At 69.3% G+C, this 24823-nt stretch carries 27 protein-coding genes and 1 tRNA gene; 19 read left to right on the top strand and 9 right to left on the bottom strand.

The window, feature by feature from the left end:
• Window positions 1-101: 101 nt before the first annotated feature.
• Window positions 102-1148 carry a winged helix DNA-binding domain-containing protein gene (locus ASC61_RS01240; protein WP_056208210.1) on the bottom strand — a complete coding sequence of 349 codons (1047 nt, stop codon included), beginning with the start codon at window positions 1146-1148 and terminating at the stop codon, window positions 102-104.
• A 112-nt stretch (window positions 1149-1260) separates the two neighbouring features.
• Here ASC61_RS01240 and ASC61_RS01235 point away from each other — a divergent pair, with 112 nt between their 5' ends.
• On the top strand, window positions 1261-1860 hold the full coding sequence (locus tag ASC61_RS01235) for a hypothetical protein (RefSeq protein WP_056208207.1): 600 nt from the start codon (window positions 1261-1263) through the stop codon (window positions 1858-1860).
• A 10-nt stretch (window positions 1861-1870) separates the two neighbouring features.
• Here ASC61_RS01235 and ASC61_RS01230 read toward each other — a convergent pair whose 3' ends face one another.
• Entirely contained in the window at window positions 1871-2314 is a 444-nt protein-coding gene (locus ASC61_RS01230; RefSeq protein ID WP_056208204.1) for an OsmC family peroxiredoxin, read from the bottom strand.
• A gap of 169 nt (window positions 2315-2483) precedes the next feature.
• Between ASC61_RS01230 and ASC61_RS01225 the strand changes: the two genes are divergently transcribed.
• The 3 genes from ASC61_RS01225 to ASC61_RS01215 all read left to right on the top strand — a co-directional run bounded on the left by ASC61_RS01225 (window position 2484) and on the right by ASC61_RS01215 (window position 4182).
• Window positions 2484-3041: an RNA polymerase sigma factor gene (locus tag ASC61_RS01225; protein ID WP_056208202.1), complete on the top strand. Its 558-nt coding sequence runs from the start codon at window positions 2484-2486 to the stop codon at window positions 3039-3041.
• Entirely contained in the window at window positions 3038-3544 is a 507-nt protein-coding gene (locus ASC61_RS01220) for a hypothetical protein (protein WP_056208199.1), read from the top strand. The genes ASC61_RS01225 and ASC61_RS01220 overlap by 4 nt, the downstream gene beginning before the upstream one ends.
• A gap of 98 nt (window positions 3545-3642) precedes the next feature.
• Complete coding sequence (locus ASC61_RS01215; RefSeq protein WP_056208196.1) at window positions 3643-4182, top strand: dihydrofolate reductase family protein; 540 nt, start codon at window positions 3643-3645, stop codon at window positions 4180-4182.
• Between the two features lie 4 nt (window positions 4183-4186).
• Here the strand turns inward: ASC61_RS01215 and ASC61_RS01210 are convergent, their stop codons facing one another.
• The 3 genes from ASC61_RS01210 to ASC61_RS01200 form a co-directional block, all read right to left on the bottom strand.
• On the bottom strand, window positions 4187-5095 hold the full coding sequence (locus tag ASC61_RS01210) for an SDR family NAD(P)-dependent oxidoreductase (protein WP_056215120.1): 909 nt from the start codon (window positions 5093-5095) through the stop codon (window positions 4187-4189).
• Between the two features lie 18 nt (window positions 5096-5113).
• Window positions 5114-6250: a N(5)-(carboxyethyl)ornithine synthase gene (locus ASC61_RS01205; protein ID WP_056208193.1), complete on the bottom strand. Its 1137-nt coding sequence runs from the start codon at window positions 6248-6250 to the stop codon at window positions 5114-5116.
• A gap of 78 nt (window positions 6251-6328) precedes the next feature.
• Window positions 6329-6958 carry a TetR/AcrR family transcriptional regulator gene (locus tag ASC61_RS01200; protein ID WP_056208191.1) on the bottom strand — a complete coding sequence of 210 codons (630 nt, stop codon included), beginning with the start codon at window positions 6956-6958 and terminating at the stop codon, window positions 6329-6331.
• A gap of 82 nt (window positions 6959-7040) precedes the next feature.
• Between ASC61_RS01200 and ASC61_RS01195 the strand changes: the two genes are divergently transcribed.
• Genes ASC61_RS01195 through ASC61_RS20180 form a run of 3 tightly spaced genes read left to right on the top strand, consistent with a single transcriptional unit; the run spans window position 7041 to window position 8904 of the window.
• On the top strand, window positions 7041-8492 hold the full coding sequence (locus ASC61_RS01195; protein ID WP_162243625.1) for an MDR family MFS transporter: 1452 nt from the start codon (window positions 7041-7043) through the stop codon (window positions 8490-8492).
• Window positions 8493-8526: 34 nt separating this feature from the next.
• Window positions 8527-8649 (top strand): hypothetical protein, encoded by a 123-nt coding sequence (locus ASC61_RS20345; protein ID WP_268750597.1) that lies wholly within the window; start codon window positions 8527-8529, stop codon window positions 8647-8649.
• Window positions 8650-8694: 45 nt separating this feature from the next.
• Window positions 8695-8904 (top strand): hypothetical protein, encoded by a 210-nt coding sequence (locus ASC61_RS20180; protein WP_235503444.1) that lies wholly within the window; start codon window positions 8695-8697, stop codon window positions 8902-8904.
• 48 nt (window positions 8905-8952) lie between these two features.
• On the opposite strand, the gene ASC61_RS01185 is transcribed toward ASC61_RS20180, so the two are convergent.
• Window positions 8953-10101: an epoxide hydrolase family protein gene (locus tag ASC61_RS01185; protein WP_056208185.1), complete on the bottom strand. Its 1149-nt coding sequence runs from the start codon at window positions 10099-10101 to the stop codon at window positions 8953-8955.
• Between the two features lie 62 nt (window positions 10102-10163).
• Here ASC61_RS01185 and ASC61_RS01180 point away from each other — a divergent pair, with 62 nt between their 5' ends.
• The gene (locus tag ASC61_RS01180; protein WP_056208181.1) at window positions 10164-11120 is read left to right on the top strand and encodes a helix-turn-helix transcriptional regulator; all 957 of its coding nucleotides are present in this window, start codon (window positions 10164-10166) and stop codon (window positions 11118-11120) included.
• Between the two features lie 177 nt (window positions 11121-11297).
• Here the strand turns inward: ASC61_RS01180 and ASC61_RS01175 are convergent.
• Window positions 11298-11372, bottom strand: a tRNA-Arg gene (locus tag ASC61_RS01175).
• A 53-nt stretch (window positions 11373-11425) separates the two neighbouring features.
• Between ASC61_RS01175 and ASC61_RS01170 the strand changes: the two genes are divergently transcribed.
• The 4 genes from ASC61_RS01170 to ASC61_RS01155 all read left to right on the top strand — a co-directional run bounded on the left by ASC61_RS01170 (window position 11426) and on the right by ASC61_RS01155 (window position 15783).
• Window positions 11426-11818, top strand: coding sequence for a response regulator (locus ASC61_RS01170; RefSeq protein ID WP_082530373.1), 393 nt, complete (start codon window positions 11426-11428; stop codon window positions 11816-11818).
• A 268-nt stretch (window positions 11819-12086) separates the two neighbouring features.
• Window positions 12087-13751: an arginine--tRNA ligase gene (gene argS / locus ASC61_RS01165; protein ID WP_056208176.1), complete on the top strand. Its 1665-nt coding sequence runs from the start codon at window positions 12087-12089 to the stop codon at window positions 13749-13751.
• Window positions 13748-15145 carry a diaminopimelate decarboxylase gene (gene lysA, locus ASC61_RS01160; RefSeq protein WP_442854206.1) on the top strand — a complete coding sequence of 466 codons (1398 nt, stop codon included), beginning with the start codon at window positions 13748-13750 and terminating at the stop codon, window positions 15143-15145. Before argS ends, lysA begins: the two co-directional genes overlap by 4 nt.
• 5 nt (window positions 15146-15150) lie before the next feature.
• Entirely contained in the window at window positions 15151-15783 is a 633-nt protein-coding gene (locus ASC61_RS01155) for a DUF1345 domain-containing protein (RefSeq protein ID WP_056208170.1), read from the top strand.
• Here the strand turns inward: ASC61_RS01155 and soxR are convergent.
• On the bottom strand, window positions 15780-16229 hold the full coding sequence (soxR, locus tag ASC61_RS01150) for a redox-sensitive transcriptional activator SoxR (protein ID WP_056215118.1): 450 nt from the start codon (window positions 16227-16229) through the stop codon (window positions 15780-15782). The two genes, ASC61_RS01155 and soxR, sit on opposite strands and share 4 nt — an antisense overlap.
• Before the next feature lie 213 nt (window positions 16230-16442).
• On the opposite strand from soxR, the gene ASC61_RS01145 reads away from it, so the two are divergent.
• Window positions 16443-17810: an MFS transporter gene (locus ASC61_RS01145; protein WP_056208167.1), complete on the top strand. Its 1368-nt coding sequence runs from the start codon at window positions 16443-16445 to the stop codon at window positions 17808-17810.
• Here the strand turns inward: ASC61_RS01145 and ASC61_RS01140 are convergent.
• Window positions 17791-18354: an MmpS family transport accessory protein gene (locus tag ASC61_RS01140; protein WP_056208164.1), complete on the bottom strand. Its 564-nt coding sequence runs from the start codon at window positions 18352-18354 to the stop codon at window positions 17791-17793. The two genes, ASC61_RS01145 and ASC61_RS01140, sit on opposite strands and share 20 nt — an antisense overlap.
• Before the next feature lie 158 nt (window positions 18355-18512).
• Here ASC61_RS01140 and ASC61_RS01135 point away from each other — a divergent pair, with 158 nt between their 5' ends.
• The 6 genes from ASC61_RS01135 (at window position 18513) to rpmE (ending at window position 24775) form a co-directional block, all read left to right on the top strand.
• A complete protein-coding gene (locus ASC61_RS01135) occupies window positions 18513-19832 on the top strand; it encodes a homoserine dehydrogenase (RefSeq protein WP_056208161.1) in 1320 nt (439 codons plus the stop codon).
• Window positions 19832-20890 carry a threonine synthase gene (gene thrC / locus ASC61_RS01130; protein ID WP_056208158.1) on the top strand — a complete coding sequence of 353 codons (1059 nt, stop codon included), beginning with the start codon at window positions 19832-19834 and terminating at the stop codon, window positions 20888-20890. Before ASC61_RS01135 ends, thrC begins: the two co-directional genes overlap by 1 nt.
• Window positions 20887-21765, top strand: coding sequence for a homoserine kinase (gene thrB / locus ASC61_RS01125; RefSeq protein WP_056208155.1), 879 nt, complete (start codon window positions 20887-20889; stop codon window positions 21763-21765). Before thrC ends, thrB begins: the two co-directional genes overlap by 4 nt.
• 202 nt (window positions 21766-21967) lie before the next feature.
• Entirely contained in the window at window positions 21968-23863 is a 1896-nt protein-coding gene (gene rho, locus ASC61_RS01120; protein WP_056208153.1) for a transcription termination factor Rho, read from the top strand.
• 95 nt (window positions 23864-23958) lie between these two features.
• Window positions 23959-24444, top strand: coding sequence for a glutathione peroxidase (locus ASC61_RS01115; RefSeq protein ID WP_056208151.1), 486 nt, complete (start codon window positions 23959-23961; stop codon window positions 24442-24444).
• Window positions 24445-24553: 109 nt separating this feature from the next.
• Window positions 24554-24775, top strand: a complete 222-nt coding sequence (gene rpmE, locus ASC61_RS01110; RefSeq protein ID WP_056208148.1) for a 50S ribosomal protein L31 — start codon at window positions 24554-24556, stop codon at window positions 24773-24775.
• Window positions 24776-24823: the final 48 nt, after the last annotated feature.

Genomic DNA, 24823 nt, shown 5'->3' with positions numbered 1-24823 from the left:
TCCATCCGGCTGCAGGCAGGTTCGCCCCGGAATTCCCGCGAACTTGACGGCAGGACGCGGCGACGTGGCAGACATCACGTGGAGCCGGACCACGTGATGGATCAGCCCGCGATCACGAGCTCGGGCTCGCGGCCCAGGAAGCGGCCGAATGCCGCGGCCTCGGCGTCGAGCGCTCGCCGTGCGACGGCGGTGATCCGGGGCGCCTGGTCGACGACGATCCGCACCGTCTTGGCGGTGACGGTGCGGGTCCACCGGCCCGACAACCGGCCATCCAGCATCAGCAACCCGGCGCCGCGCATGACGTCGTCGACCGTGCCGACGAAGCCGGCGTAGTCCTCGGGGTCACGGGCGTAGGAGATGTACTCGTCGAAGTTGGACAGCAGCATGACTCGTGGCACGTCGGCGTCGACCGCGTCGTCGAGCGTCCAGTAGGCCTCACCGTCGATGTCGAGCGGCCGCAGCCCCGCCAGCTCGATCGCGCGCCGGCTGTCGGTCAGGGTCAGGCTCGTCCACCAGGCGAGGTCCTTGTCCCGGAACGCGCCGTGCCCGCGTGCGTAGCGACGCGCCCCCTGAGCCAGCAGCTCGTCGTACGTGAGGTCGACCGCGACCGGCGGCAGCGCGACGTAGGTGTGCTGCTTGCCCTGCATCGGGCCGTTCGCGCACAGCAGGCTGATCTCGGCGTTCATGAGCTGGTGCACGAGGAACGTGCCCTTGGCCTGCAGCCCGGCGTCCTCGAGCGCGTCGGCGAGCTCGGCCCGGGTGTGCGGCGCGCCGTCGGCGAGGGCCGCGACGATGACCTCGGAGCCGCGTTGGATGAGCTCGGGACCGAGCCCGAGCGCGGACCAGCTCGAGTTCATGACCTGGCGGACGCGGGGCGCGGTCAGGGCCAGGAGCCAGTGGATGTCGGCCGGGTCCACGTAGTGCCACGTGGGGCGCAGGACGTGGGTGCGCAGGAAATCGCCCCGATCGAACGCGGTCTGGGCGTCGGCGAGCGTCAGCCCCGTCGTGCGACGGGCGACGGCCCACAACGCCATGTCGTGCAGCTGGGACTGGACGCAACCGAGGTGGCGTACGGCGTCGGCTGCGGTGTCGAATCGCGGGGGGACCAGGCCTTGGGCGTGGAGACGGCCGGGGACGGTGGGCTTCACAGGACCAGCATCGCGTACGAGACAGACGTTTCGCCGGGTCGATCGGTCACGCGGCCGTGCTCTAGGCTCGCTCTGACGCAACGACGATGATCAGCGACGAAGGTGGAGAACGATGAGCACTGGGAACCTCTCTGGACGCAACCGGCTCGTGGTGCCGGCAGCGGCAGCCGGCATCGTGATCGTCATCATCCTCGGCGTCCTGTTGGTCCGTGGCGGTGGCGACGACACCCCGACGGAGCCCAAGGCCACCAAGACCACCCCGGCCGCCGGCACCAAGGCACCCCAGGACAAGCTCAAGGGCTCTGGCGACGCCCCCGACGAGATCGCCGTCAAGACCGCGACCGTCGCCCGGGGCGCGACCGTGTTCGCCATCGGCGCAGAGATCCCCGACATCGACCTCAAGAAGATCGACTCGGTGAGCCTCGTCCTGGGCCAGGACAACGGCAAGGTCCTGTGGCGCGTCACGACGTTCCAGGACGCGCGTGGCGCATTCGTGTTCCCGCAGCTCTATCTGGCCAAGGACGGCAAGGACGAGCAGTACGCCTGCGCGTCAGTGATGCGCATCCGCGGACCGCAGCTGTCGATGACGGTGCCACTCAAGTGCCTCGACAACCCCGAGAAGCCGCTGCGGGCACGACTTGAGATCACCGATCGCGATGGTGGCGAGGAGAAGACCTCGACCTCCAAGGTCCTCGACGCTCCCAAGTCGTAGCCCGTACGCCCTAAGCGGTCTCCATCGCGGCGTCGAGCGTGATCTCGACGCCGGCAAGCGCCTTGCTGACGGGACAGCCGACCTTCGCGGCCTGGGCGGCCTCGAGGAAGCCGGCCTCGTCGATGCCCTCGGCCTCACCGCGGACCGTCAGCGTGATGCCGGTGAGCTTGAAGCCGCCTTCGGGGTCGGGCCCCAGGGTCACGTCGGCACGGATCTCCATCGAGAGCGGAGTCGCGTCGCGCGCGCCGAGCTGCCCGGCGAGCGACATGGCGTAGCAGGCCGAGTGCGCCGCGCCGATGAGCTCCTCCGGGTTGGTGACGCCGCCGCCGTCGTCGGAGGCCCGCTGCGGGAACGAGACCTGGAACGTGCCGAGTCCCGAGCTGGTCAGCTCGACCTGACCCGAACCTTCCTGCAGGGTGCCGTCCCAGGCCGTGCGTGCGGTGCGTGTGGGCATCGTGAACCTCTTCCGTCGTGGATGTCCTGTTGACGCTACTGCGGCCGGTTGAACGCCGAAAGATCACGAGAGTCCGGGACGGTGAAACATTTCGGGCCCGCCGCGGCATGTACGTGATGTCATGTTCCAGTCGACCGGAGGTCTCACCATCCATGATCGAAGTGTTCACGTGAAGTCCGACGCCGAGCTGATCGCGGCGTCGGGCCACGACCCGCAGGCGTTCCGCCAGCTCTACGACCGCTATGCCGAGCCGATCCACGCGTTCCTGCTCCGTCGTACGTCCGACCGTGAGGCCGCCCTCGACCTCACGGCGGAGACGTTCGCCCAGGTGTGGACGTCACGGCACCGGTTCGTCGACCAGAAGGGCGGCTCGGCCGGACCCTGGCTGTTCGGCGTCGCCCGCAACGTCCTGTCCCGCTCCGCGCGGGAGCGCCGTCTGATCAGCGAGGCCAGCCAGGCCCTGCGCGTCACGCACGGCCGCTCGACGGCGACGCCCGACACCTCGTGGGTCGACGGCATGGACGCCGACCTCGAGCGTGCCCTGGCGACGCTGCCCGAGTCCCAACGCGTCGCCGTCGAGCTGCGCGTCCTCTCCGACCGACCGTACGACGAGGTCGCCGAAGAGCTCGACTGCACGCCGACCGCGGCCCGCATCCGCGTGTCCCGTGGTCTCGCCCGCATGCGGACCTCCCTCCAGACCGTCTCGAACCCCAAGGAATCGTCATGAACCCCACCACCCAGTCCGACCTCACCCGCATCGGTGACGACCTCGAGCAGGCCGTCACCGCCCAGATCGCGGGATCGATCGTCGTGCGCCGCCGCCGCAAGCAGCGTTCACGGACGACGATCGCCGCGTTCGCCACCGCCGGCGTCATCGTCGTCGGCGCCGGTGCTGCCGCTGCCGTCACCCTGCTGTCGCCCGACACGGTCGAGCGAGGCATGCCGGGCAGCAGCGTGATCTTCATCGACACCGATCCGACGTGCACCAAGACGAGCGACGTCGAGTTCGACTGCACCCTCGCGAAGGCGCCCAGCAAGGAGATCCTCCCCGACTACAAGGGCGCCAAGGAGACGTTCAACGACGCCGACGACAACATCGCCGGCGGCTGCATCGGCCAGGACTCGGCGGGTCTGCACTGGACCTGCTACGCCGGCGAGAAGGCAGTCGAGATGGACATCATCGGGCCGGACCTGCTGGGCGAGCACACCAACGGTCCAGCAGCGGGCTGAAAAAAAGTTCGTCCCGGGTTGTCGAATCGCCGTGCGTCCGTTCGACGTAGGGGTGAAGGCGCCGAGAGACGGCGCCCGCGACAACCCGGGAGACGATCATGGGATCCATCACCGCAAGCCTCTTCATCTCGCTCGACGGCGTCATCGAGGCGCCGGAGACGTGGCACTTCGACTACTTCGACGACGAGATGGGCGCGGCGGTCGGCGCCCTCATGGGCAGCGCCGACGCCACGCTGTTCGGCCGGCAGACGTACGAGGAGATGGCGGCCTACTGGCCGGCCGCCGACCCGCAGGACCCGTTCACGGCGCAGATGAACGGCGCGCGCAAGTACGTCGTGTCGGACTCGCTGACCGAGGCCACGTGGGAGAACTCGTCGATCATCAGCGGCGACGTGGTCGCCGAGCTGACGGCGCTCAAGCAGGAGACGCGGCTCGGCACGACCGGCAGCGCGACGCTCGTGCGCTGGATGCTGGAGCAGCGTCTCGTCGACGAGCTGCACCTGCTGGTGCACCCCGTCGTGGTCGGTAGCGGCAAGAAGCTGTTCGCCGACGGTGCCAAGGTGCCACTCGAGCTCCGGTCGTCCGCGACGTTCGGGACGGGTGTCCTGCACCTGGTCTACGGTCCCGCCGCGGAATGACGGCTCACACGCCGAGCAGCTCCAGGGACACGTCCCAGAGCCGCTCGGCGTTGGCCGCGTCCAGCGCGTAGGGCGCGACGCCGGTCATGTCGTTCGTCGGCCGGTCGACGATGACGGCCTCCTGGTTGTCGACGAAGTAGCGGCCGCCGACACCCTCGAGCAGGGGGCTGGTCGCGAGCAGGACCGACGTCGCGGCGCCCTGCTCGGGTGTCTTCGCGAGCGGGTTGGGCGCGCCGCCGCCGCTGTGTCGCTGCAGGTTGGTCGCGATGGAGCCTGGCATCAGTGCGTTGGCGGTGATGCCCTCGGCCGCCCAGCGACGCGTGGCCTCGACAGCGAACAGCACGTTGGCGGTCTTGGACTGCCCGTACGCCGCCCACGGGTCGTACGGCATGAAGCGGAAGAACAGGTCGTCGAAGATCACCGGCGAGCGGAAGTGCGCGCTCGAGCTGACCGAGACGACGCGGGCACGACCGCTGGCGGCGAGCGCGTCGTGCAGGCCGAGCGTGAGCCTGAAGTGGCCGAGGTGGTTGGTCGCGAACTGCAGCTCCCACCCCTGCTCCGTGTACGTCTCCGGGGTGGCCATGATCCCCGCGTTGTTGACCAGGATGTCGAGCGGGCCGTCCCAGGCGGCGACGAACGCGTCGACGCTGTCGAGGTCGGTGAGCTCGAGGCGTCGTACGTCGACGGGGCGGCCCGTCGAGGCACGGATGTCGGTGGCGACCTGCTCGCCGGCCTGGAGGTCCCGCACGGCGATCGTCACCTCAGCACCGGTGGCAGCCAGGGCTCGCGCGGTCTCGACGCCGATGCCGGAGGCGCCGCCCGTCACGACGGCGCGTCTCCCGGTCAGGTCGATGCCGTCGACGACCTCGGCCGCGGTCGAGCTGAAGTCGAAGGGCGTCGTGATGCGGTCCATGCCCTCCAGCATGCGGGATCAGGCGGGATGCGGGTACTCGGGGGAGCGGTGCTGGAACGCCAGGATGTCGGGGTTCTGGATGACCCCGTCGCGGATCTCGATCGCGCGTCGCAGGGTCTCGTCGGCGTCCCACGAGTCCGGCCCCGCCAGGACCTTCGACACGTACGGCAGCAGCGCCTGGCTGATCTCCCACGTCGCGGAGTTCCAGAGGTAGGACGGGCTGTGGTCGACCGCGTAGTAGGTCACGCCGTTGCCTACGGTGAACGTCGGCTCGTCGAACGACGTCGGCCTGGCCCACTCGAAGCCCATGCCCTCGTCGCAGGACACGTCGACGACGAGCGTCCCCGACGGGAGGGTCGGCAGGTCGTCGTTGGTCAGGAACGTCATGGGGGAGGTGGGGCTCTGCAGGACGCAGTTGACGATCACGTCGTGCTCGGCGAGCAGGGCGGGCATCGGCACCCAGCCCTCGTCGACGAACGCCCGGCTCTCGGCGGGCGATGCTGCAGGGTCGAAGTGGACGATGTGCGCTGAGTGGATCGGTGCGCTGACCGCCGCGACGCCGCGCTGCGTGAAGATGTTGACGTCGTGGATGCCGTGCGCGCTCAGCGCGGTCACCGCACCGCGGGCCGTCGCGCCGAAACCGATGACCGCAGCGCTCAGGCGGCGCCCGTAGTTGCCGGTCAGGCCGCCGATCTCCATGGCGTGGAGCACCGAGCAGTAGCCGGCGAGCTCGTTGTTCTTGTGGAACACGTGCAGCAGGAAGTTGCCGTCACCGCTCCAGTGGTTCATGGCCTCCCACGCGATGAGGGTCAGCTTGCGGTCGATCGCGGCCTGCGTCAGCGCGCGGTCCTGCACGCAGTGCGGCCAGCCCCACAGGGTCTGGCCCTCACGCATCTGCAGCAGGTCTGACGGCTGGGGCTTGGTGAGCAGGATGACGTCGCACCGCTCGATCAGCTCGGCGCGGCTCAGGATGCCGCCGACGTACGGCCGCAGCTCGTCGTCGGACCAGCTGAAGTTCGCGCCGTAGCCCTCCTCGAGGAAGACGTGTGGGCGCTGGGCGTCCGCCAGGCGCTCGAGGTGCCGGGGGTGGATCGGCAGCCGCCGCTCGTTCTCCTTGGCAGTGTGGGCGATGACGCCCAGGTCAAGCTGTTCCATGCCGACTCCGTCGGTGGGTGGTCCACAGGTGCCGCTGCTCGGTGAGGAGCGGGGTCGCGCCCGGCGAGGCTACACCCGTCAGGTGCCAAGTCCGTCTTCGAGCAGGTCGAGGGCGCGACGGCCGAGCGCGAGGACGTCCTTGGCGATTCGCCGGCCGCTCTGTCCAGCCAGAGCCTGGCGGTGCACCGACGTCTTCATGGCGCGGTTGACGCCCATCAGCGCATTGGCCGCGACCCAGGCCTCGGGGTCGTCCGGGCGTACGCCTCGCTCGGCCGCGACGAGCTCGGCGAGAGCCTGGGTGAACCGGTCGAACGTCTGCCGCTCCCGGCCCTGCAACGCCGGGCTGCCCGCGGTGAGCCGCGCCACGGTCGCGATCCGCTCGATGCCCGCTGGTTCGCTGTCGGCGAGCGCGCCTCTCGGCTGGAGCACGAAGTGGCGGAACGCACTCACGACCGAGGTGCCGTCTGGGCGGTCACGCACGGCGGCGATCAGGGCGTTCTCGAACGCCTCCATGCCCTCGTAGACGAGGTCCTCCTTGGCCGGGAAGTAGTTGAACACCGTGGCCTCGGAGACGTCCGCCGCGCGGGCGATCGCCGCGACCGGAACCTTGTCGAATCCGCTTCTGGCGAAGAGCTCGATCGCACAGTCCTGGATGCGCTGCCTGGTCTGTTGCTTCTTGCGTTCCCGCAGGCCCGTCTCGGTCGTCATGTCGCGAGCATACCAGTTGACATTGGGGTGAGTCTAAACTTAGGGTGACTCTAAATATATGGATCGAGGACAGGAGAAGACCATGACCACCACCGCAGGGATGCCGACAGATGCTTCCGAGTCGGGACCGCTCGAACAACACGTGGTGGCGGTCGCCGCCGTCGTCGTGCTGGGCGCCGTGATGACCGTGCTCGACTCGACGATCGTCAGCGTCGCGATCGACACGCTGGGCCGCGACTTCGGCTCGCCCCTGGCCACGATCCAGTGGGTCATGACCGGCTACATGCTGGCGCTCGCGGCCGTCATCCCGCTGACCGGATGGGCGGCCGCGAGGTTCGGCGGCAAGCAGGTCTGGCTGTTCTCGCTCGCGTTGTTCATCGGCGCGTCCGCACTGTGCGCGACGGCATGGTCGATCGAGAGCCTCATCGCCTTCCGGGTCCTTCAAGGGCTGGGTGGTGGCATGGTCATGCCGGTCGGCATGACGCTGGTCGCGCAGGCCGCCGGCCCGCAGCGGATGGGCCGGGCCATGAGCATCGTGGGCATCCCGATGATGCTCGGACCCGTGCTGGGTCCCGTGGTCGGCGGCCTGGTCGTCTCCAACGTGTCGTGGCGGTGGATGTTCGTCCTCAACATTCCGCTGGGTCTCGTGGCGTTCTGGCTGTCGACGCGGGTCATCGAGCGGAAGCCCAGCCTGCGAGCCGAGCGACTCGACGTGGTCGGCCTGTCGGTCCTCACGCCCGGCGTCGTGGCCTTCGTGTACGGGTTGTCGGTGCTCGCGGAGCGCGGCGGGCTCGACGAGGTCAGGGCCTGGGTCGCTGTCGTGGCCGGCGCCGCGTTGATCGCGACGTTCGTACGGCATGCGCTCCGGGTCGACAAGCCGTTGCTCGACCTAAGGCTGTTCGCCAACCGCACGTTCACGCTCGCCGTGACGATCCAGGTGCTGCTCGGCGCCGTGCTGATCGGCTCGATGCTCCTGCTGCCGCTCTACTACCAGGTGGTGCGAGGGGAGTCGGCCAGCACGACGGGGCTGCTGCTGGTGCCACAGGGTGTCGGTGCGGCCCTGGCGATGGCCGTCACGGGCCGTCTCGCCGACCGTGGCAAGGCGCGCCTTGCAGTGCTGACGGGACTGCCGCTCATGGTCGCCGGGCTGGCGGGCTACACCGCCTCGACGGCCGGCACGAGCTATGTCGTGATGTCGGCAGCCCTGCTGGTGATCGGCATCGGCACGGGGTGCGTCATGGCTCCGGTCATGGCGACGGCGTACGCGAAGCTCGACCGGGCAGCCATGCCGGGCGCGACCGCCACGCTCAACGTGACGCAGCGGATCGGCGGGGCGATCGGCACGGCGATCTTCGCCGCGGTGCTGCAGCACCAGCTCAGCCGGGCGCGGTCGGGCGGCGCGGACCTCGTCGAGGCGACGGCGGATGCGTTCGGCAGCACGTTCTGGTGGCCGCTCGCCCCGGCCGCGCTGGCGATCGTCCCGGCAGTCTTCCTGCCGCGCAGCCCTCGGCCTGCCTCTGGCGACGGTCGCTGACCCACACCACCATCGACACAGGAGGAGCAACGTCATGACAGCTCAGCTGAATCACACGATCGTCGAAGCCACGGACAAGCGCGAGGCGGCCACGTTCTTCGCCGAGATCCTCGGACTGCCGCAGCCCCAGGCGTACGGGCCGTTCCTCGTGCTGTAGACCGGCAACGACGTCTCTCTCGACTTCATCGACGCGCAGGGTCCGGTGCACCCGCAGCACTACGCGTTCCTCGTCAGTGACGACGAGTTCGACGAGGTCCTCGGACGGATCCAGGAGCGTGAACTGTCCTACTGGGCGGACCCGTTCCACGGCCGGCCGGACGAGATCAACCACAACGACGGCGGGCGCGGCGTCTACTGGGCCGATCCCAACGGGCACAACCTGGAGATCATCACCCGTCCGTACGGAGGGTGATCGAGAGCGCCACGGCCGGGCGGCCGTGGCGCTCTCGTGCGCCCGTCCTCAGCCCTCCTGGTTGCCGAAGAACTCGCGCAGGTCGGCGGTCACCGCGTCGGGACGCTCCAGCGAGGCGTAGTGACCACCGGTCTCGTGCTCGGTCCAGTGCACGATGTTGCTGTTGTCGCGATCCGCGAACGTCCGGATCGACTTGAAGTCGTCGGCGAACACTGCGACGCCCGTCCGTGCGTGGTTGACCGCAGGCTCGACGCCGGCGTGCGCCTCCGAGTAGTGGTAGCGCCCGACTGTCGCCGAGGTGTTGGTGAACCACTCGAGCGACACCTCGGTCAGGATCTGCTCGCGGGTGACCAGGCTCGTGCCGTTGCCGAACGACATGAACAGCTCGTTCCAGGCCAGCTGGCCGACGGGGGAGTCCGAGATCCCGACCGCGACCGTCTGCGGGCGCGACGCGTTGATCGCGTTGTAGCCGCCGACGGACTGGAACCACTTCATGTGCTCGAGGGCGGCGTAGTCCTTGGGCTCCAGCTTCTCGAACTCCGCCGGATCGCCCGAGGGGAAGGAGAACAGCTGCAGGACGTGCAGCCCCAGGAAGCCTTCGGGCTGCAGCAGGCCGAGCTCGCGGGCGACCATGGCGCCACCGTCGCTGCCGTGCGCGCCGTACGAGTCGTAGCCCAGCTTGCGCATGAGGGTGTCGTACGTACGAGCGACCCGGGCCATGGTCCAGCCGTGGTCCGTGACGGGCGTGCTGAACGCGAAGCCCGGCATCGACGGCACGACGACGGAGAAGGCGTCCTCGGGCTTGCCGCCGTGCGCGACCGGGTCGGTGAGCGGGCCGATCATGTCGAGGAAGTCGACGAACGAGCCGGGGTAGGTGTGCAGCAGCAGGAGGGGAGTCGCGCCGGCCTCCGCCGACGGCACGTGGATGAAGTGGATCGTCTGGCCGTCGATGTCGGTCAGGTAGTGCGGGAACGCGTTCATCCGCGCCTCCTGCTCGCGCCAGTCGAACTCGCCGCGCCACTGCGCCACCATCTCCTCGAGGTAGTGGTTGGGCACGCCGTACGTCCAGTCGTCGCCAGGTGCGGCCGCGGGGTAGCGGGTCCGGGCGAGGCGGCTGTCGAGGTCGTCGAGATCGGCCTGCGGGATGTCGATGACGAAGGGGCGGATGTCGGATGAGGTGCTTCGCTGTGTGGTCATGAATCCACCGTAGAATCGATATAGGAACGTTTTATTCCTAGTTCTGGGATAAGTTTTCAGCCATGATCGACACGTCAGCGAGGCTCCTCGCGCTCCTGTCCCTCCTGCAGTCCAGGCCCCAGTGGTCCGGCACCGAGCTGGCCGAACGGCTCGAGGTCACGACCCGCACGATCCGCAACGACATCGACCGGCTGCGCAACCTCGGCTATCCCGTCAACGCCGAGCGGGGTGTGCACGGCAGCTACCGGCTGGGCGCCGGTGCCGCGTTGCCGCCGCTGCTGCTCGAGGACGACGAGGCCATCGCGGTCGTGCTCGGCCTGCGCGCCGCGTCGACGAGCGCGGTCGAGCGGGTGGCCGAGAGCAGCGCGATCGCACTTGCCAAGCTCGAGCAGGTCCTCCCTTCGCGCCTGCGGCGACAGGTCGCGACGCTGTCGCAGGTCACGACCCAGGTCGCCGACGACGCGGGCATCCCGGACGCTGACCCGCGGTTCGACCCCGAGGTGCTGACGGCGGTGGCGGCGGCGATCCGCGACACCGAGTGGCTGCGGTTCGACTACGACGGTGAGCCCCGGCTCGTCGAGCCCTATCAGCTCGTCAGCTGGGAGCGGCGGTGGTACCTCCTCGGCCGCGACCCGGACGCCGACTCGTGGGGTGTGTTCCGCCTCGACCGCATGGTGCTGCGCATGCGGACCGGCCGGCGGTTCCCTCCGCAGCCCCTGCCCGACGACGACGTCAGCGCGTACGTCATGCGGGCCGTGGCCTACGAGGGCTGGGCCGTGCACGCGCGCATCACGGTGCTGGCTCCGGCCTCCGAGGTCACGGCGAAGATCAACCCTGCGGTCGGCATCGTCGAGCCGCTCGACGACGAGACGTGCATCCTGATCACCGGGGCTGACAGCTTCGGGACCATGGCGGTGTACGTCGGCCTGCTCGACATGGACATCCGCGTCGACGGCCCGGCGGAGCTGGTCGAGCGTCTGCGCGTGCTCAGCCGCCGCTACGGCGATGCGGTGGGCTGATGGCTATGCCAGGCGCGGCGCTCTGTTCTACTGCCGGAATGCTCTGCGCCCCCGGGAGGATTCGAACCTCCGCTTCCGCCGTTCGGCTGAGTGCGGCGCTCTGTTTTGCTCTGCGCCCCCGGGAGGATTCGAACCTCCGCTTCCGCCGTGCGGCTGAGTGCGGCGCTCTGTTTTGCCTGGCGCCCCCGGGAGGATTCGAACCTCCGCTTCCGCCTCCGGAGGGCGGCGCTCTATCCCCTGAGCTACGGGGGCCAATACGGCCAACTGCGGTGTGAGCCTACCCCACAGGCAGTACCGTGTTGACGGTGCCCAGAGTGCTTGTCGTGGACGACACCGCCTCGATCAGATTCCTCATCCGGACCAACATGGAGCTCGCCGGATTCGAGGTCGATGAGGCGGTCGACGGCGCGGATTGCCTCGAGTTCCTGCGTACGGCCGAGGTGCTCCCCGACGGCATCACCGTGGACGTCATGATGCCCCGGCTCGACGGCATCGCGACGGTGTCGGCGATCCGGGCCGACCCCAGGACGCGGCACATCGCCATCGTCATGGTCACGACCCAGGGCCATCCCGCCGACATCCAGCGGGCCACACAGGCGGGCGTCGACGCCTACGTCACCAAGCCGTTCGATCCCGACTCGCTCATCGCAACCGTGCAGGACGCCATCGAGCGTGCGAAGAATCGTGGCAACGACTGAGCCACGGTCCTTGAGTGGTGCCATCCCGAGACGTACGGTTGTCGTACACGGATTGGAGGTGGTTCGAGGATATGAATAGCTCTTGGACTTGTGAGGTGGCTGTCCGCTAGCCGCAAGGCTCAGCTAGTGGCAGCGAATTCCCGCAGCCACCCGACCCGCAGGGCGTCGAGTTGTCCACTCGACCGTGCTCCTACTCTCCGGAGGCGAGCGCAGCCCTGCGGGTCGTCCACGTTTATGGCCCTCTGCCCCCGGCCGATAGTCTTGGCGGGTGACTCCCGAGCAGCTTTCTGCGGCCATCGTCGATGCCCTCACCTCCCTCAGCGAGGCGGGCACGATCACGCTGCCCGACGGGGTGCCGGCGCACGTGCTCGTCGAGCGGCCCAAGGTCAAGGAGCACGGAGACTACGCCACCAACATCGCGCTCCAGCTCGGCAAGAAGGCCGGCATGAACCCGCGCGAGTTCGCCCAGCTTCTCGCGGACCAGCTCGGCGCGACTGACGGCATCGCGAGCGCCGAGATCGCCGGTCCCGGCTTCCTCAACATCCGCGTCGAGGCCGGCGCCCAGGGTGCCCTGGCGCCGCAGATCGTCGCGGCCGGCACGGCGTACGGTACGAGCGACCTCTACGCCGGACAGAAGGTCAACCTCGAGTTCGTCAGCGCCAACCCGACCGGACCGATCCACATCGGCGGTGTGCGGTGGGCCGCGGTCGGCGACTCGCTGGGCCGCATCCTGACGGCGATCGGCGCCGACGTCACCCGCGAGTACTACTTCAACGACCACGGGATGCAGATCGACCGCTACTCCCGCTCGTTGCTGGCCAGCGCCCGCGGCGAGGAGGCGCCCGAGGACGGCTACGGCGGCCAGTACATCGCCGACATCGCGGCCGACGTGCTCGCCAGGCACCCCGACGCGCTGACGCTGCCCGACGCCGAGGCGCTCGAGACGTTCCGCGCCGAGGGCGTCGACCTGATGTTCGCCGAGATCAAGAAGAGCCTGCACGAGTTCGGCGTCGACTTCGACGTCTACTTCCACGAGAACGACCTGCACGAGTCGGGTGCCGTCGAGCGGGCCATCGCGCGGCTCCGCGAGCTCGGCATGATGTACGAGCAGGACGACGCGACCTGGCTCCGTACGTCCGACTTCGGCGACGACAAGGACCGCGTCGTCATCAAGTCGGACGGCCAGCCGGCCTACATCTCCGGCGACCTCGCCTACTACCTCAACAAGCGCGAGCGCGGCTTCGACCGCTGCCTCATCATGCTCGGCGCGGACCACCACGGCTACGTCTCACGGATGCTCGCGATGTGTGCGGCGTTCGGCGACACCCCGGGCGTCAACCTCGAGCTGCTGATCGGCCAGCTGGTCAACCTCGTGCGCGACGGTGAGCCGCTCCGCATGAGCAAGCGGGCCGGCACCGTCATCAGCCTGGAGGACCTCGTCGAGTCGATCGGCATCGATGCGGCCCGCTACGCCCTGGCGCGCTACTCGACCGACTCCACGATCGACCTCGATCTGGACCTGTGGGCCAAGCAGGACAGCGACAACCCGGTCTACTACGTCCAGTACGCCCACGCGCGCTTGTCGTCGATCATTCGCAACGCCGTCGACCTCGGCGTCGTGATCGACGAGTCCACGTTCGACCCGTCGCTGCTCGCGGTCGAGCAGGAGGGTGCCCTGCTTCGGGCACTCGCCGACTACCCGCGCATCGTCGCCCGCGCCGCCGAGCTGCGCGAGCCGCACCGGGTCGCGCGCTATCTCGAGGACACCGCTGCGGCGTTCCACAAGTTCTACGACGTCGCGCACGTGCTGCCCAAGGGCGACGAGGAGCCGAGCGACCTGCACCGGGCGCGCCTCATGCTCGTCGCGGCGACGCGGCAGGTCATCGCCAACGGCCTCGGCCTGCTCGGCGTCAGCGCCCCGGAGCGTATGTGATGAGGAGCCACGAGGCCGGTGCCCTCCACGGCCAGTCCGGCGATCGCGGACCGGCATGGCTGCGTACGCCCGAGGACCCCAACGAGCTCGTCCCGCACCTGTGGGCGTCCTCGGTCTCCAAGGTCGACGGTGTGCTGACCGTCGCGGGGGAGTCGGTCACCGACCTGGCGGCCGAGTTCGGCACGCCGACGTACGTCGTCGACGAGGACGACTTCCGCCGCCGGGCCCGCGCGTTCAGGGAGGCGTTCCCTAGCGCCGACGTCTACTACGCCGGCAAGGCGTTCCTGTGCGTCGCCACCGCCCGCTGGATCGCCGAGGAGGGGCTCAACCTCGACGTGTGCACCGGCGGTGAGCTGGCCGTGGCCCTCAAGGCGGAGTTCCCGCCCGAGCGCATCGGCCTGCACGGCAACAACAAGTCCGTCGCGGAGCTGCGTCGTGCGCTCGAGGTCGGCGTCGGCCGCATCATCATCGACTCGATCGAGGAGATCGCGCGGCTGCGCGACCTCACGGCCGAGCTCGGCGTCACCGCTCCCGTCATGATCCGGGTGACCGCAGGCGTCGAGGCGCACACCCACGAGTACATCTCGACGTCGCACGAGGACCAGAAGTTCGGCTTCTCGATCACCGGCGGCGATGCGCTCGACGCCGTGCGCCGGGTGCTCGCCGAGCCGGGACTCGAGCTGCGGGGTCTGCACTCCCACATCGGCTCGCAGATCTTCGTCACCGACGGGTTCGAGGTCGCGGCTCGCCGGGTCCTGCGCCTGCACGCCGACATCGAGAAGGAGCTCGGTGTCGCGCTGCCGGAGTTCGACCTCGGTGGCGGCTTCGGCATCGCCTACACGACCCAGGACGACCCGTCGACGCCCGACGACCTGGCCCGCGGGATGCTCAAGATCGTCGACGACGAGTGCGCCGCGATGGGCATCGACGTCCCCCACTTGTCGATAGAGCCCGGACGAGCGATCGCCGGCCCCTCGACGTTCACGCTCTACGAGGTCGGCACGACCAAGTCGGTGGCACTCGACGGTGGGACGTCCCGGCGCTACATCTCGGTCGACGGCGGCATGAGCGACAACATCCGGCCCGCGCTCTACGGCGCCGACTACTCGTGCACGTTGGCCTCGCGCACCTCGGACGCGCCGGCGCTGTTGAGCCGGGTCGTCGGCAAGCACTGCGAGTCCGGCGACATCGTGGTCAAGGACGAGTTCCTGCCCGGCGACGTCGAAGCCGGTGACCTGCTCGCCGTGCCGGGCACGGGCGCCTACTGCCGGTCGCTGGCCAGCAACTACAACCACGTACCCCGCGCCGCGGTCATCGCCGTACGCGATGGTGAGGCGCGTGTCATCCTGCGCCGCGAGACCGAGGACGACCTGCTCGCCCTCGACATCGGCTGACGGTCATGACCCACCGCTACGCAGCGCGCTTCGTCGCGATGCTCGTGGCGGGCGTCGCGGTCGGAGCCCTCGTCGCCGCGAGCGGCGGCGGCACGCTGTCGGTCGTGCTGGGTTGGGCCGCCGCATCGCTGGTCTACGTCAGCTGGGTCTGGCTCGTCATCGCCCGCATGGGACCGGAGGAGACCGCGAGCCACGCCCTGCGCGAGGACCCTGTCCGCCGGGTCGCCGAGCTCCTGATCCTGGTCGCGAGCCTCGCCAGTCTGGCCGCCGTCGCGATGCTCCTGGTCGAGGCCCGATCGGCCTCCGAGACCCGCGGCGGTGTCCTCGCCGCCGTGGCGCTCGGCAGCGTCGCGCTGTCCTGGCTCCTGATCCACACGCTGTTCACGCTGCGCTACACCAACCAGTACTACTCCGACGAGCCCGGCGGCATCGACTTCAACAACGACGACGAGTCGCCGCGCTACGTCGACTTCGCCTATGTCGCGTTCTCGCTCGGCATGACGTTCCAGATCTCCGACACCAACCTGCTGACGAGCGCGTTCCGCGCCACGGCGCTCAAGCACGCCCTGCTGTCGTACGTCTTCGGCACGGTCGTGGTCGCGACCACGATCAACCTCGCCGTCAATCTCTCCAGCTAGCGCCGTAGCAGGCGCCTCGGACCCGGGCCGGTCGTGGCGAGCCAGTCCTCGGGGTTGTAGAGCGAGCAGCTCTTGAGCGACAGGCAGCCGCAGCCGATGCAGCCGTCGAGGTTGTCCCGCAGGCGTTGCAGCTGGTCGATGCGGGAGTCGAGGTCGGCCCGCCAGCCCTGCGACAGCCGGGCCCAGTCGGCCTTGGTCGGCACCTTGTCGTCGGGCAACGAGTCGAGCGCCTCGCGGATCCGGGCGAGACTGATACCCAGCCCTTGCGAGACGCGGATGAACGAGATCCTGCGCAGCACGTCGCGGTGATAGCGACGCTGGTTGCCAGCGGTCCGCTCGCTCTCGATGAGCCCCTCGCGCTCGTAGAAGTGCAGCGCCGACACGGCCACGCCGGCGCGCGCGGCGACCTCGCCGGGGCTCAGCGGCTGGTGCTTCGAGATCGTCATGACCTCAACCATACTTCGGGTTTACCTCGTGCGTACGAGTTGACCTCAAGTCGAGTTGAGGTTGTGGACTGTCCTTCACCAGCGACGAAGGAGCAGCATGCACGCGATCAGGCAGGTCGAGCTCGAGCCAGCGGAGGGACAGCCAGGCGCACACCGGGCGCTCGAGAGCCGGCAGACGTACGGCACGGTCGTCCTGGTCCCGGACGCGCTCCGATGACGACACTCGAGCACACCGACCGGCTCTGGCTCGGACCGTACGGTCGCGTCGTCGCGGGCATCTTCTCGTTGGCCTTCCTCGTGGCGTTCGAGTCGCTCGCCGTCGCCACGGTCATGCCCGTCGTCGCGGACGAGCTCGACGGCCTCGGCCTGTACGCGCTGTCGTTCGCCGCGCCGTCGGCCGTCGCCGTGGTCTCGATGACGATCGCCGGACCCCTGATGGATCGCCGGGGCCCCGGCCTCGCGCTGCGGGCCGGCGTCGGGATCTTCTCCGCAGGCCTCCTGCTGGCCGGGCTGGCACCGACGATGGCGGTCTTCCTCGTCGGCCGTTCGGTGCAGGGACTCGGCATGGGGTTCGTCGGGGTGGGGCTCTACGTCGTCATCGGCAAGGTGTTCCCGGATCACATGCGGGCGCGCGTGTGGACCGTCATGACCAGCGCCTGGGTGCTGCCGGCTCTCGTCGGGCCGGTCATCGCGGGGTTCATCGCCGACCACGTCGGCTGGCGTTGGGTGTTCCTGAGCGTGCCTCTGGTCGCGGTCGGCTCCCTTCTGCTGATCTGGCAGGCGCTGAGCCGCCTCGACGGCGACCCCGAGGTCACGGCCGACCGCCGCCGCCTCGGGTGGGCCGCATGGACCGCTGGCGGCATCCTTGCGGTCAGCCTGGCGGGGCAGCGTGCCGTCGCGTGGTGGCCGGTCCTGCTGGCCGTCGCGCTGGCCCTCATCGGCGCGTACGCACCGCGGCTCCTGCCGGCCGGCACGTGGCGCGGCCGCCGCGGCCTGCCGAGCGTCATCGTGACCCGCAGCCTGCTCAGCGCGGCGTTCTTCGGGGCGGAGACGTACGTCCCACTGTCTCTCGTCGAGCACCGCGGCCTCGAGGTGTCCCAGGCGGGGCTGCTGCTGACGAGCGCGGCCGTCCTCTGGTTCAGCGGATCGTGGATCGCCGCCAACGTGCCGGCGCTGTCGTCCAAGACCCTGCGCGTGCGGCTCGGCGCCGTCTGCGTGCTGACCGGCACGGGCGCGGGCTTCCTGACCCTCACCGACACCGTGCCGGTGCTGGTGATCGCGGCGACCTGGAGCGTCGGCGGTCTAGGCATGGGTCTGGCGGCCTCGACGCTGGGCGTCCTGCTCCTGGATCACTCGGGTGCGGGGGAGCAGGGTGCCAACAGTGCGGCGATGCAGACCAGCGACGCCGTGGTGCAGTCGCTCGTGCTCGCAGTGGGCAGCGTCGTGTTCGCCGTCATGCTCGGCGTCGACGACGTGACCGGCTACGTGCTGGTGTTCGCGCTGGCCGGAGCCACCGGAGCGCTGGGTGTCGCGGCGAGCCTGCGAGTGGTGGACCCGGGGGTCAGCCGGCGCAGACCGTGACCTTGTAGCGACCTGTTGCGGTGCGTTCGCTCACGACCACCCCGTCGACCGATATCCGGCAGGTGGCCGACGAGCCGCGTTCCAGCACCTGGGCAACAGCCTGCGCGACCGGGAGCGGGCCCCGTACCGATCGCGAGACCGTGAAGCTGTTGTCGATGACCCGAGTCTGCATGGCCCGGTGGTCGCGGTAGCGGTAGCCGATGTAGGCGGGGCCCGTCGAGCTGATCGTGATGACGACCCGATAGATGCGACGGTCGCTGGCCTCGCCCCCGAAGGGGTCGTCGATCGCGTTGGAGGCGAAGCCCTTGCCTCCGGGGGCGCCGGTCGACTTGGGCGTGCCGGACGAGGGTTCGGGCTCGATCGAGTCGGTCACGCCGGTGCCGTTGAGGCTCGATGCCTCGTCGCTGCGTGTGGCCGAGGGGTCGTCACTGGTGCCGCCCCCCTTGAGAAGCATCACCACGGAGACTGCGGCGATCAAGCTGGCCACGACGCCGATGGCGATGGCGGCGCGCTGCTTGAGGGCTGATCGGCTCCTGCGCTTCATGAAAACCTGACTCTTCTCTTGGGCCCACGACGATGCCGCGGGGCTTCATGGTGTCAACGATCGACGGCCCTCCTGGGCTATGGTGACGCATCCCTCGCGCGCTGCTCATTCGACGCACCGCGTCGTGCCCGGGGCCCGGTCGCCGATACCCTTGACCGGTGAGCGCATCCTCGTGGTCCCCCGGTCGCCCGCTCCGCGTCGCCCTGTTGGGCTGCGGAGTCGTCGGCACGGAAGTCGCCCGGTTGCTCACGAGCGACTCCGAAGAGCTCGCCCAGCGCGTGGGCGCCCCGCTCGAGCTGGCCGGCATCGCCGTGCGCCGTCTCGGCCGTGAGCGCGACCTCGACGTGCCGGCCGAGCTGTTCACCACGGATGCGGCCGGGCTCGTCGCCCGCGGCGACATCGACGTCGTGATCGAGGTCATCGGCGGCATCGAGCCCGCCCGCGAGCTCATCTTGTCGGCCCTCGACAACGGCGCCTCGGTCGTCACCGCCAACAAGGCGCTGCTCGCCGAGGACGGTGCGACCCTGTTCGAGGCGGCCCACAAGGCCGAGCGCGACCTCTACTTCGAGGCCGCCGTCGCCGGCGCGATCCCCATCGTCCGGCCGCTGCGCGAGTCCCTCGCCGGCGACCGGGTGCAGCGTGTGCTCGGCATCGTCAACGGCACGACCAACTTCATCCTCGACGCCATGACCACGACCGGTCAGGGGTTCTCCGAGGCGCTCGACGAGGCCCAGCGGCTCGGCTATGCCGAGGCCGACCCCACCGCCGACATCGAGGGCTTCGACGCTGCGTCCAAGGCCGCGATCCTCGCCGGACTGGCGTTCCACACGCGGGTGACGATCGGCGACGTCCACCGCGAGGGCATCAGTGACGTCACGGCCGCAGACGTACGCTCGGCCGCCGAGATGGGCTGCGTCGTCAAGCTCCTCGCAATCTGCGAGCAGCGCGAGACGCCCGACGGTCCGGCTGTCTCGGCGCGCGTGCACCCCGCGATGATCCCGCTCTCCCACCCACTCGCCAGCGTCCACGGCGCCTACAACGCGGTGTTCGTCGAGAGCGAGGCGGCCGGCCAGCTCATGTTCTACGGCCCGGGCGCCGGTGGCGCGCCGACTGCGAGCGCCGTGCTCGGCGACGTCGTGTCGGTCGCCCGCAACCGCCGCAGCAATGTCTTCGGTCCCGGCGAGTCGACGCATGCTCAGCTCGAGGTGCTCGACATCGGCCTGGCGCGCACCCGTTACCACGTGTCGATCGACGTCGACGACCGTGCGGGCGTGCTTGCGTCGGTCGCCAATGCGTTCGCGGAGTTCGACGTCTCGATCCGCACGGTCCGCCAGGAGGGCAGCGGCGACGACGCCCAGCTCGTCATCGTGACGCACGAGGCCGACGACGCGGCCCTGTCGGCGACCGTCGCCTCGCTCCGCGGGCTCGACATGGTTCGTGACGTGACATCCGTGATGCGCGTCGAGGGAGGATCCTGATGGCTCACCTGTGGCGTGGCGTGATCGAGGAGTATCGCGAGTGGCTCCCGGTCACCCCCGAGACCCCGGTCATCACCCTCGGCGAGGGCGGCACCCCGCTCGTGCACTCGGCGTGGCTGTCGGGCATCGTCCGCGGCGACGTGTGGCTCAAGGTCGAGGGCGACAACCCGACGGGATCGTTCAAGGACCGCGGCATGACCGCAGCGATCTCGGTCGCTGCCGGCGAAGGCGCCAAGGCCGTCGTCTGCGCGTCGACCGGCAACACCTCGGCGTCGATGACGGCGTATGCCGCGCGTGCCGGGCTGACCCCGATCGTCCTGGTCCCGCACGGCAAGATCGCCGCCGGCAAGATGGCGCAGGCCGTCATGCACGGTGCCTCCGTGATCCAGCTGCGCGGCGGGTTCGACCAGTGCCTGCAGGTCGCCCGTGACCTCGCCGAGCAATATCCGGTCGCCCTCGTCAACTCGGTCAACCCCGTACGCCTCCAGGGCCAGAAGACCGCGTCGTTCGAGATCGTCGACGCGCTCGGCGATGCCCCTGACCTGCACATCCTGCCGGTCGGCAACGCCGGCAACATCTCGGCCTACTGGCTGGGCTACCAGGAGTACGCCGACGCCGGCATCGCCACCAGGACCCCGGCGATGTGGGGGTTCCAGGCAGAGGGTTCCGCACCCATCGTGCTGGGCCACCCGGTCGAGCACCCCGAGACCCTCGCCACGGCGATCCGCGTCGGCAACCCCGCGTCGTGGCAGCTCGCCGTCGCCGCTCGTGACGACTCCCAGGGCCGCATCGAGGCGGTCACCGACCAGGAGATCCTGAGCGCGCAGCGCGAGCTCGCATCGCGTGACGGTGTCTTCGTGGAGCCCGCGTCGGCCGCCGGCGTCGCCGGACTGCTCAAGTCGGCCGCAGCGGTCGCGCCCGGCTCGACGATCGCGATCACCGTGACGGGCCACGGCCTCAAGGACACCGAGACGGCCCTGTCGGGCGTCGACTCGATCGTCGACTCGGTCATCGACGTCGACGTGCACGCGGCGGCCGAGGTCGCCGGCCTCGTATGACGTTCGTCGACGGCCCGGTCACCGTACGCACGCCGGCCTCCAGCGCCAACCTCGGTCCGGGCTTCGACGCACTGGGCCTGGCCCTGACGCTGTACGACGAGATCACCGCCGAGGTCCTCGACGAGCCCGGCCTCGAGATCGAGGTCAGCGGCGAGGGGGAGCGGGACGTCCCGAGGACCAGCGATCACCTCGTGGTCACCGCGATGACGGCGACGTTCGACCTCCTGGGCGAGCGCCCGCCGGGGCTGCGGCTCGCGTGCGCCAACGCGATCCCGCACGGGCGAGGCCTGGGCTCGTCGGCCGCGGCGATCGTCGGCGGCATCGCACTGGCCCGCGCGCTGGTCGAGGGCAGTGCGTCACGTCTTGACGACCGGGCGGCGTTCCAGCTGGCGGTCGACCTCGAAGGTCACCCCGACAATGTCGCCGCGGCGATGTTCGGAGGCCTGACGATCGCCTGGGTCGACGGTGCAGCGGCTGAGGTGCAGCGCCTCGACACCGCCGTGCAGGTGACGGCGTTCGTGCCCTCCGTGGCGGTGTCGACCGAGAAGGCCCGCGGGTTGCTGCCCGAGACCGTGCCGCACCGTGACGCAGCCGTCAACGCCGGCCGCGCCGCGCTGCTCGTCGCCGCCCTCACCGTCGCGCCCGAGCGCCTGATCTGGGCCACCGAGGACCGGATCCACCAGACGTACCGCGCCGACGCGATGCCGGAGTCCTACAAGCTGCTCAGGCAGCTGCGGGTGGAGGGCATTCCGACGATCATCTCCGGCGCCGGTCCGACGGTCCTGTCGTTCGCCAGAGGTGTCGCCGACCGGGTCCCCGAAGGCTGGTCCGTGCTCGAGCTGGACGTCGACACCGAGGGTGCGCGCACGCTCTGAGAAGTCCCTGTGACATGAACCCGAGCGGAATGCGGGATGACCCCCTGGTGTTACAGTGGGTGAGTCGGAGTCGAGTGCGAAACTCCCCGACAGTGACAAGTAGCAGTGCCATTCAAGTCGCCCGTCGGATACGGGCAAGCCTTTCATGCGAACCGGATCTGTCCGGGCATCAGGCCTTGTGGCCTCATCCAAAGGAACCTACGTGACTGAAACCACCATCACACCTGAATCCTCCACGCCTGCGGCCGATGCCGCGGCGCCGGCCCCGCGCAAGACCAGCGGTGGCCTGGGCGGAAAGGTGCTCGCCGAGCTCCAGGAGATCGCCGGCGAGCTCGGCATCACCGGCGCCGACAAGATGCGCAAGGGCGCTCTCATCGACGCCATCAAGATCGCCCGCGGAGACGCCGGCACCTCGACCAAGGCCGCGGTCGCCGCGGCCGCGCCCAGCAAGGTCGACACCAGCAAGGGCGACGCCGCTGCGGCTGCCAGGACTGAGCAGCCCGCCGCCGAGGCGCCGGCCGAGTCCACGAGCGACACCCGCAAGCCCCGCAACGAGCCCAAGGCCGACAAGAACGACAAGGCCGACAAGAACGACAGCGGTTCGGACCAGCAGGAGTCCAGGAGCGAGTCCCGCAACGACGACACCTCCGACGACGAGTCGGGTCGCCAGGGCGGCAACCGCAACCGCAACCAGAACCGCAACCAGAACCAGAACCGCGACAACGACGGCGGCGGCAACAACCGCAACCAGAACCGCAACGATGGCGGCGGCAACAACCGCAACCAGGGACAGGGCCAGAACCAGGGCCAGGCCCAGGGCGGCAACAACCGCAACCAGGGTCAGTTCGAGGACGACGAGGACGGTGGCATGGGACGCCGTCGCAACCGTCGCGGCCGCAACCGCAACGCGGGCGGTCGTGGTTCCGAGGTCGACACGACCTACACCGAGGACGACGTCCTCGTGCCGGCTGCCGGCATCCTCGACATCCTCGACAACTACGCGTTCGTCCGCACCACGGGCTACCTGCCCAGCGAGAACGACGTCTACGTCTCCCTCTCCATGGTCCGCAAGTGGGGGCTTCGCCGCGGCGACGCCGTCATCGGCCAGGTGCGCCAGCCCCGCGAGGGCGAGCGCAAGGAGAAGTTCAACCCGATGGTCAAGATCGAGTCGGTCAACGGCATGACTCTCGACGAGAGCCTCAAGCGCGTCGAGTTCGCCAAGCTGACCCCGCTCTACCCGTCGGAGCGCCTGCGCCTCGAGGGCGAGGCCGGCGGGCTCACGGGTCGCGTGGTCGACCTCGTCGCCCCGATCGGCAAGGGCCAGCGCGGCCTGATCGTGTCGCCGCCCAAGGCCGGCAAGACCATGATCATGCAGCAGGTCGCCAACGCGATCACCGAGAACAACCCCGAGTGCCACCTGATGATCGTCCTCGTCGACGAGCGTCCGGAGGAGGTCACCGACTTCCAGCGCACCGTCAAGGGTGAGGTCATCGCCTCGACGTTCGACCGTCCCGCCACCGACCACACGACGGTCGCCGAGCTCGCGATCGAGCGCGCCAAGCGCCTCGTCGAGCTGGGTCACGACGTCGTGCTGCTGCTCGACGGCATCACCCGCCTCGGTCGGGCCTACAACCTGGCGGCGCCCACCAGCGGTCGCATCATGTCCGGTGGTGTCGACTCGTCCGCGCTCTACCCGCCCAAGAAGTTCTTCGGCGCCGCGCGCAACATCGAGGACGGCGGCTCGCTGACGATCCTCGCCACGGCGCTCGTCGAGACCGGTTCGCGCATGGACGAGGTCATCTTCGAGGAGTTCAAGGGCACCGGCAACTGGGAGCTCCGCCTGCGTCGTGACTTCGCCGACAAGCGCATCTTCCCGGCGGTCGACGTCGACGCCTCGAGCACGCGCCGTGAGGAGCTGCTCATGGGCAAGGACGAGCTGGCCGTCGTGTGGAAGCTGCGCCGCGTGCTCTCGGGCCTCGAGGGCCAGCAGGGCCTCGAGCTCATCCTGGACAAGCTCAAGAAGACCACGAGCAACGTCGAGTTCCTGATGCAGATCAACACGACGCTGCCGCAGGACGGGACCAGCAACGGCAAGTAGTCCGTACGTTCGACGGGCCCGGGGGAGATCTCGGGCCCGTCGGCGTTCCTGGGCTCGTCCTGCCGTCGTTGTCGTGCGCAACTAGGGTTGGCGTCATGACGACTGCATATGACTTCTCCGCGACGGCGATCGACGGCACCGAGCGGCTGCTGGCCGACTACAAGGGGAAGGTCCTGCTCGTGGTCAACACCGCGACGCAGTGCGGGTTCACCCCGCAGTTCAAGGGCCTCGAAGCCGTCTACCAGGAGTACGTCGACCAAGGCCTGGTCGTGCTCGGCTTCCCGTGCGACCAGTTCGGGCACCAGAACCCCGACTCCGACGAGGAGACCGCGACGTTCTGCGAGAAGAACTTCGGCGTGACGTTCCCGCTGTTCTCCGAGATCGAGGTCAATGGCGACAACGCCCACCCGCTCTACCAGTGGCTCAAGCAGGAGAAGGGCGGCCTCGGCCCGAGCAAGATCAAGTGGAACTTCACCAAGTTCCTGATCGACACCGAGGGCAACGTCGTCAAGCGCTACGGGTCGACCACGACGCCGGAGAAGATCAAGGGCGACATCGAGAAGCTGCTCCCGAAGGAATAGTTCCGCCCTCGATTTCCTTATACGTACTGCCAACTGGCAGAATCAATCCTTGGTTCTGGTTCACGGATCGCAACCCGCGATACGACCCAGCGACCGCCGAGAGGACATCATGAAGCAAGGCATCCACCCCGAGTACGTCGAGACCCAGGTCACCTGCACCTGTGGCAACTCGTTCACCACCCGTAGCACCGCGACCGACGGCGTCCTGCGCGCCGACGTGTGCGCCGCGTGCCACCCGTTCTACACCGGCAAGCAGAAGATCCTCGACACCGGCGGCCGCGTCGCCCGCTTCGAGAAGCGCTACGCCAAGAAGACGACCGAGAGCAAGTAGCTCCACTCCGGCACCGACCCGTACGCATGCCGTGCGGGTCGGTGCCGT

The sequence above is a fragment of the Aeromicrobium sp. Root344 genome, assembly GCF_001425755.1.
Taxonomy (GTDB): domain Bacteria; phylum Actinomycetota; class Actinomycetes; order Propionibacteriales; family Nocardioidaceae; genus Aeromicrobium.
This window is presented reverse-complemented; position numbering and strand designations above follow the sequence as displayed.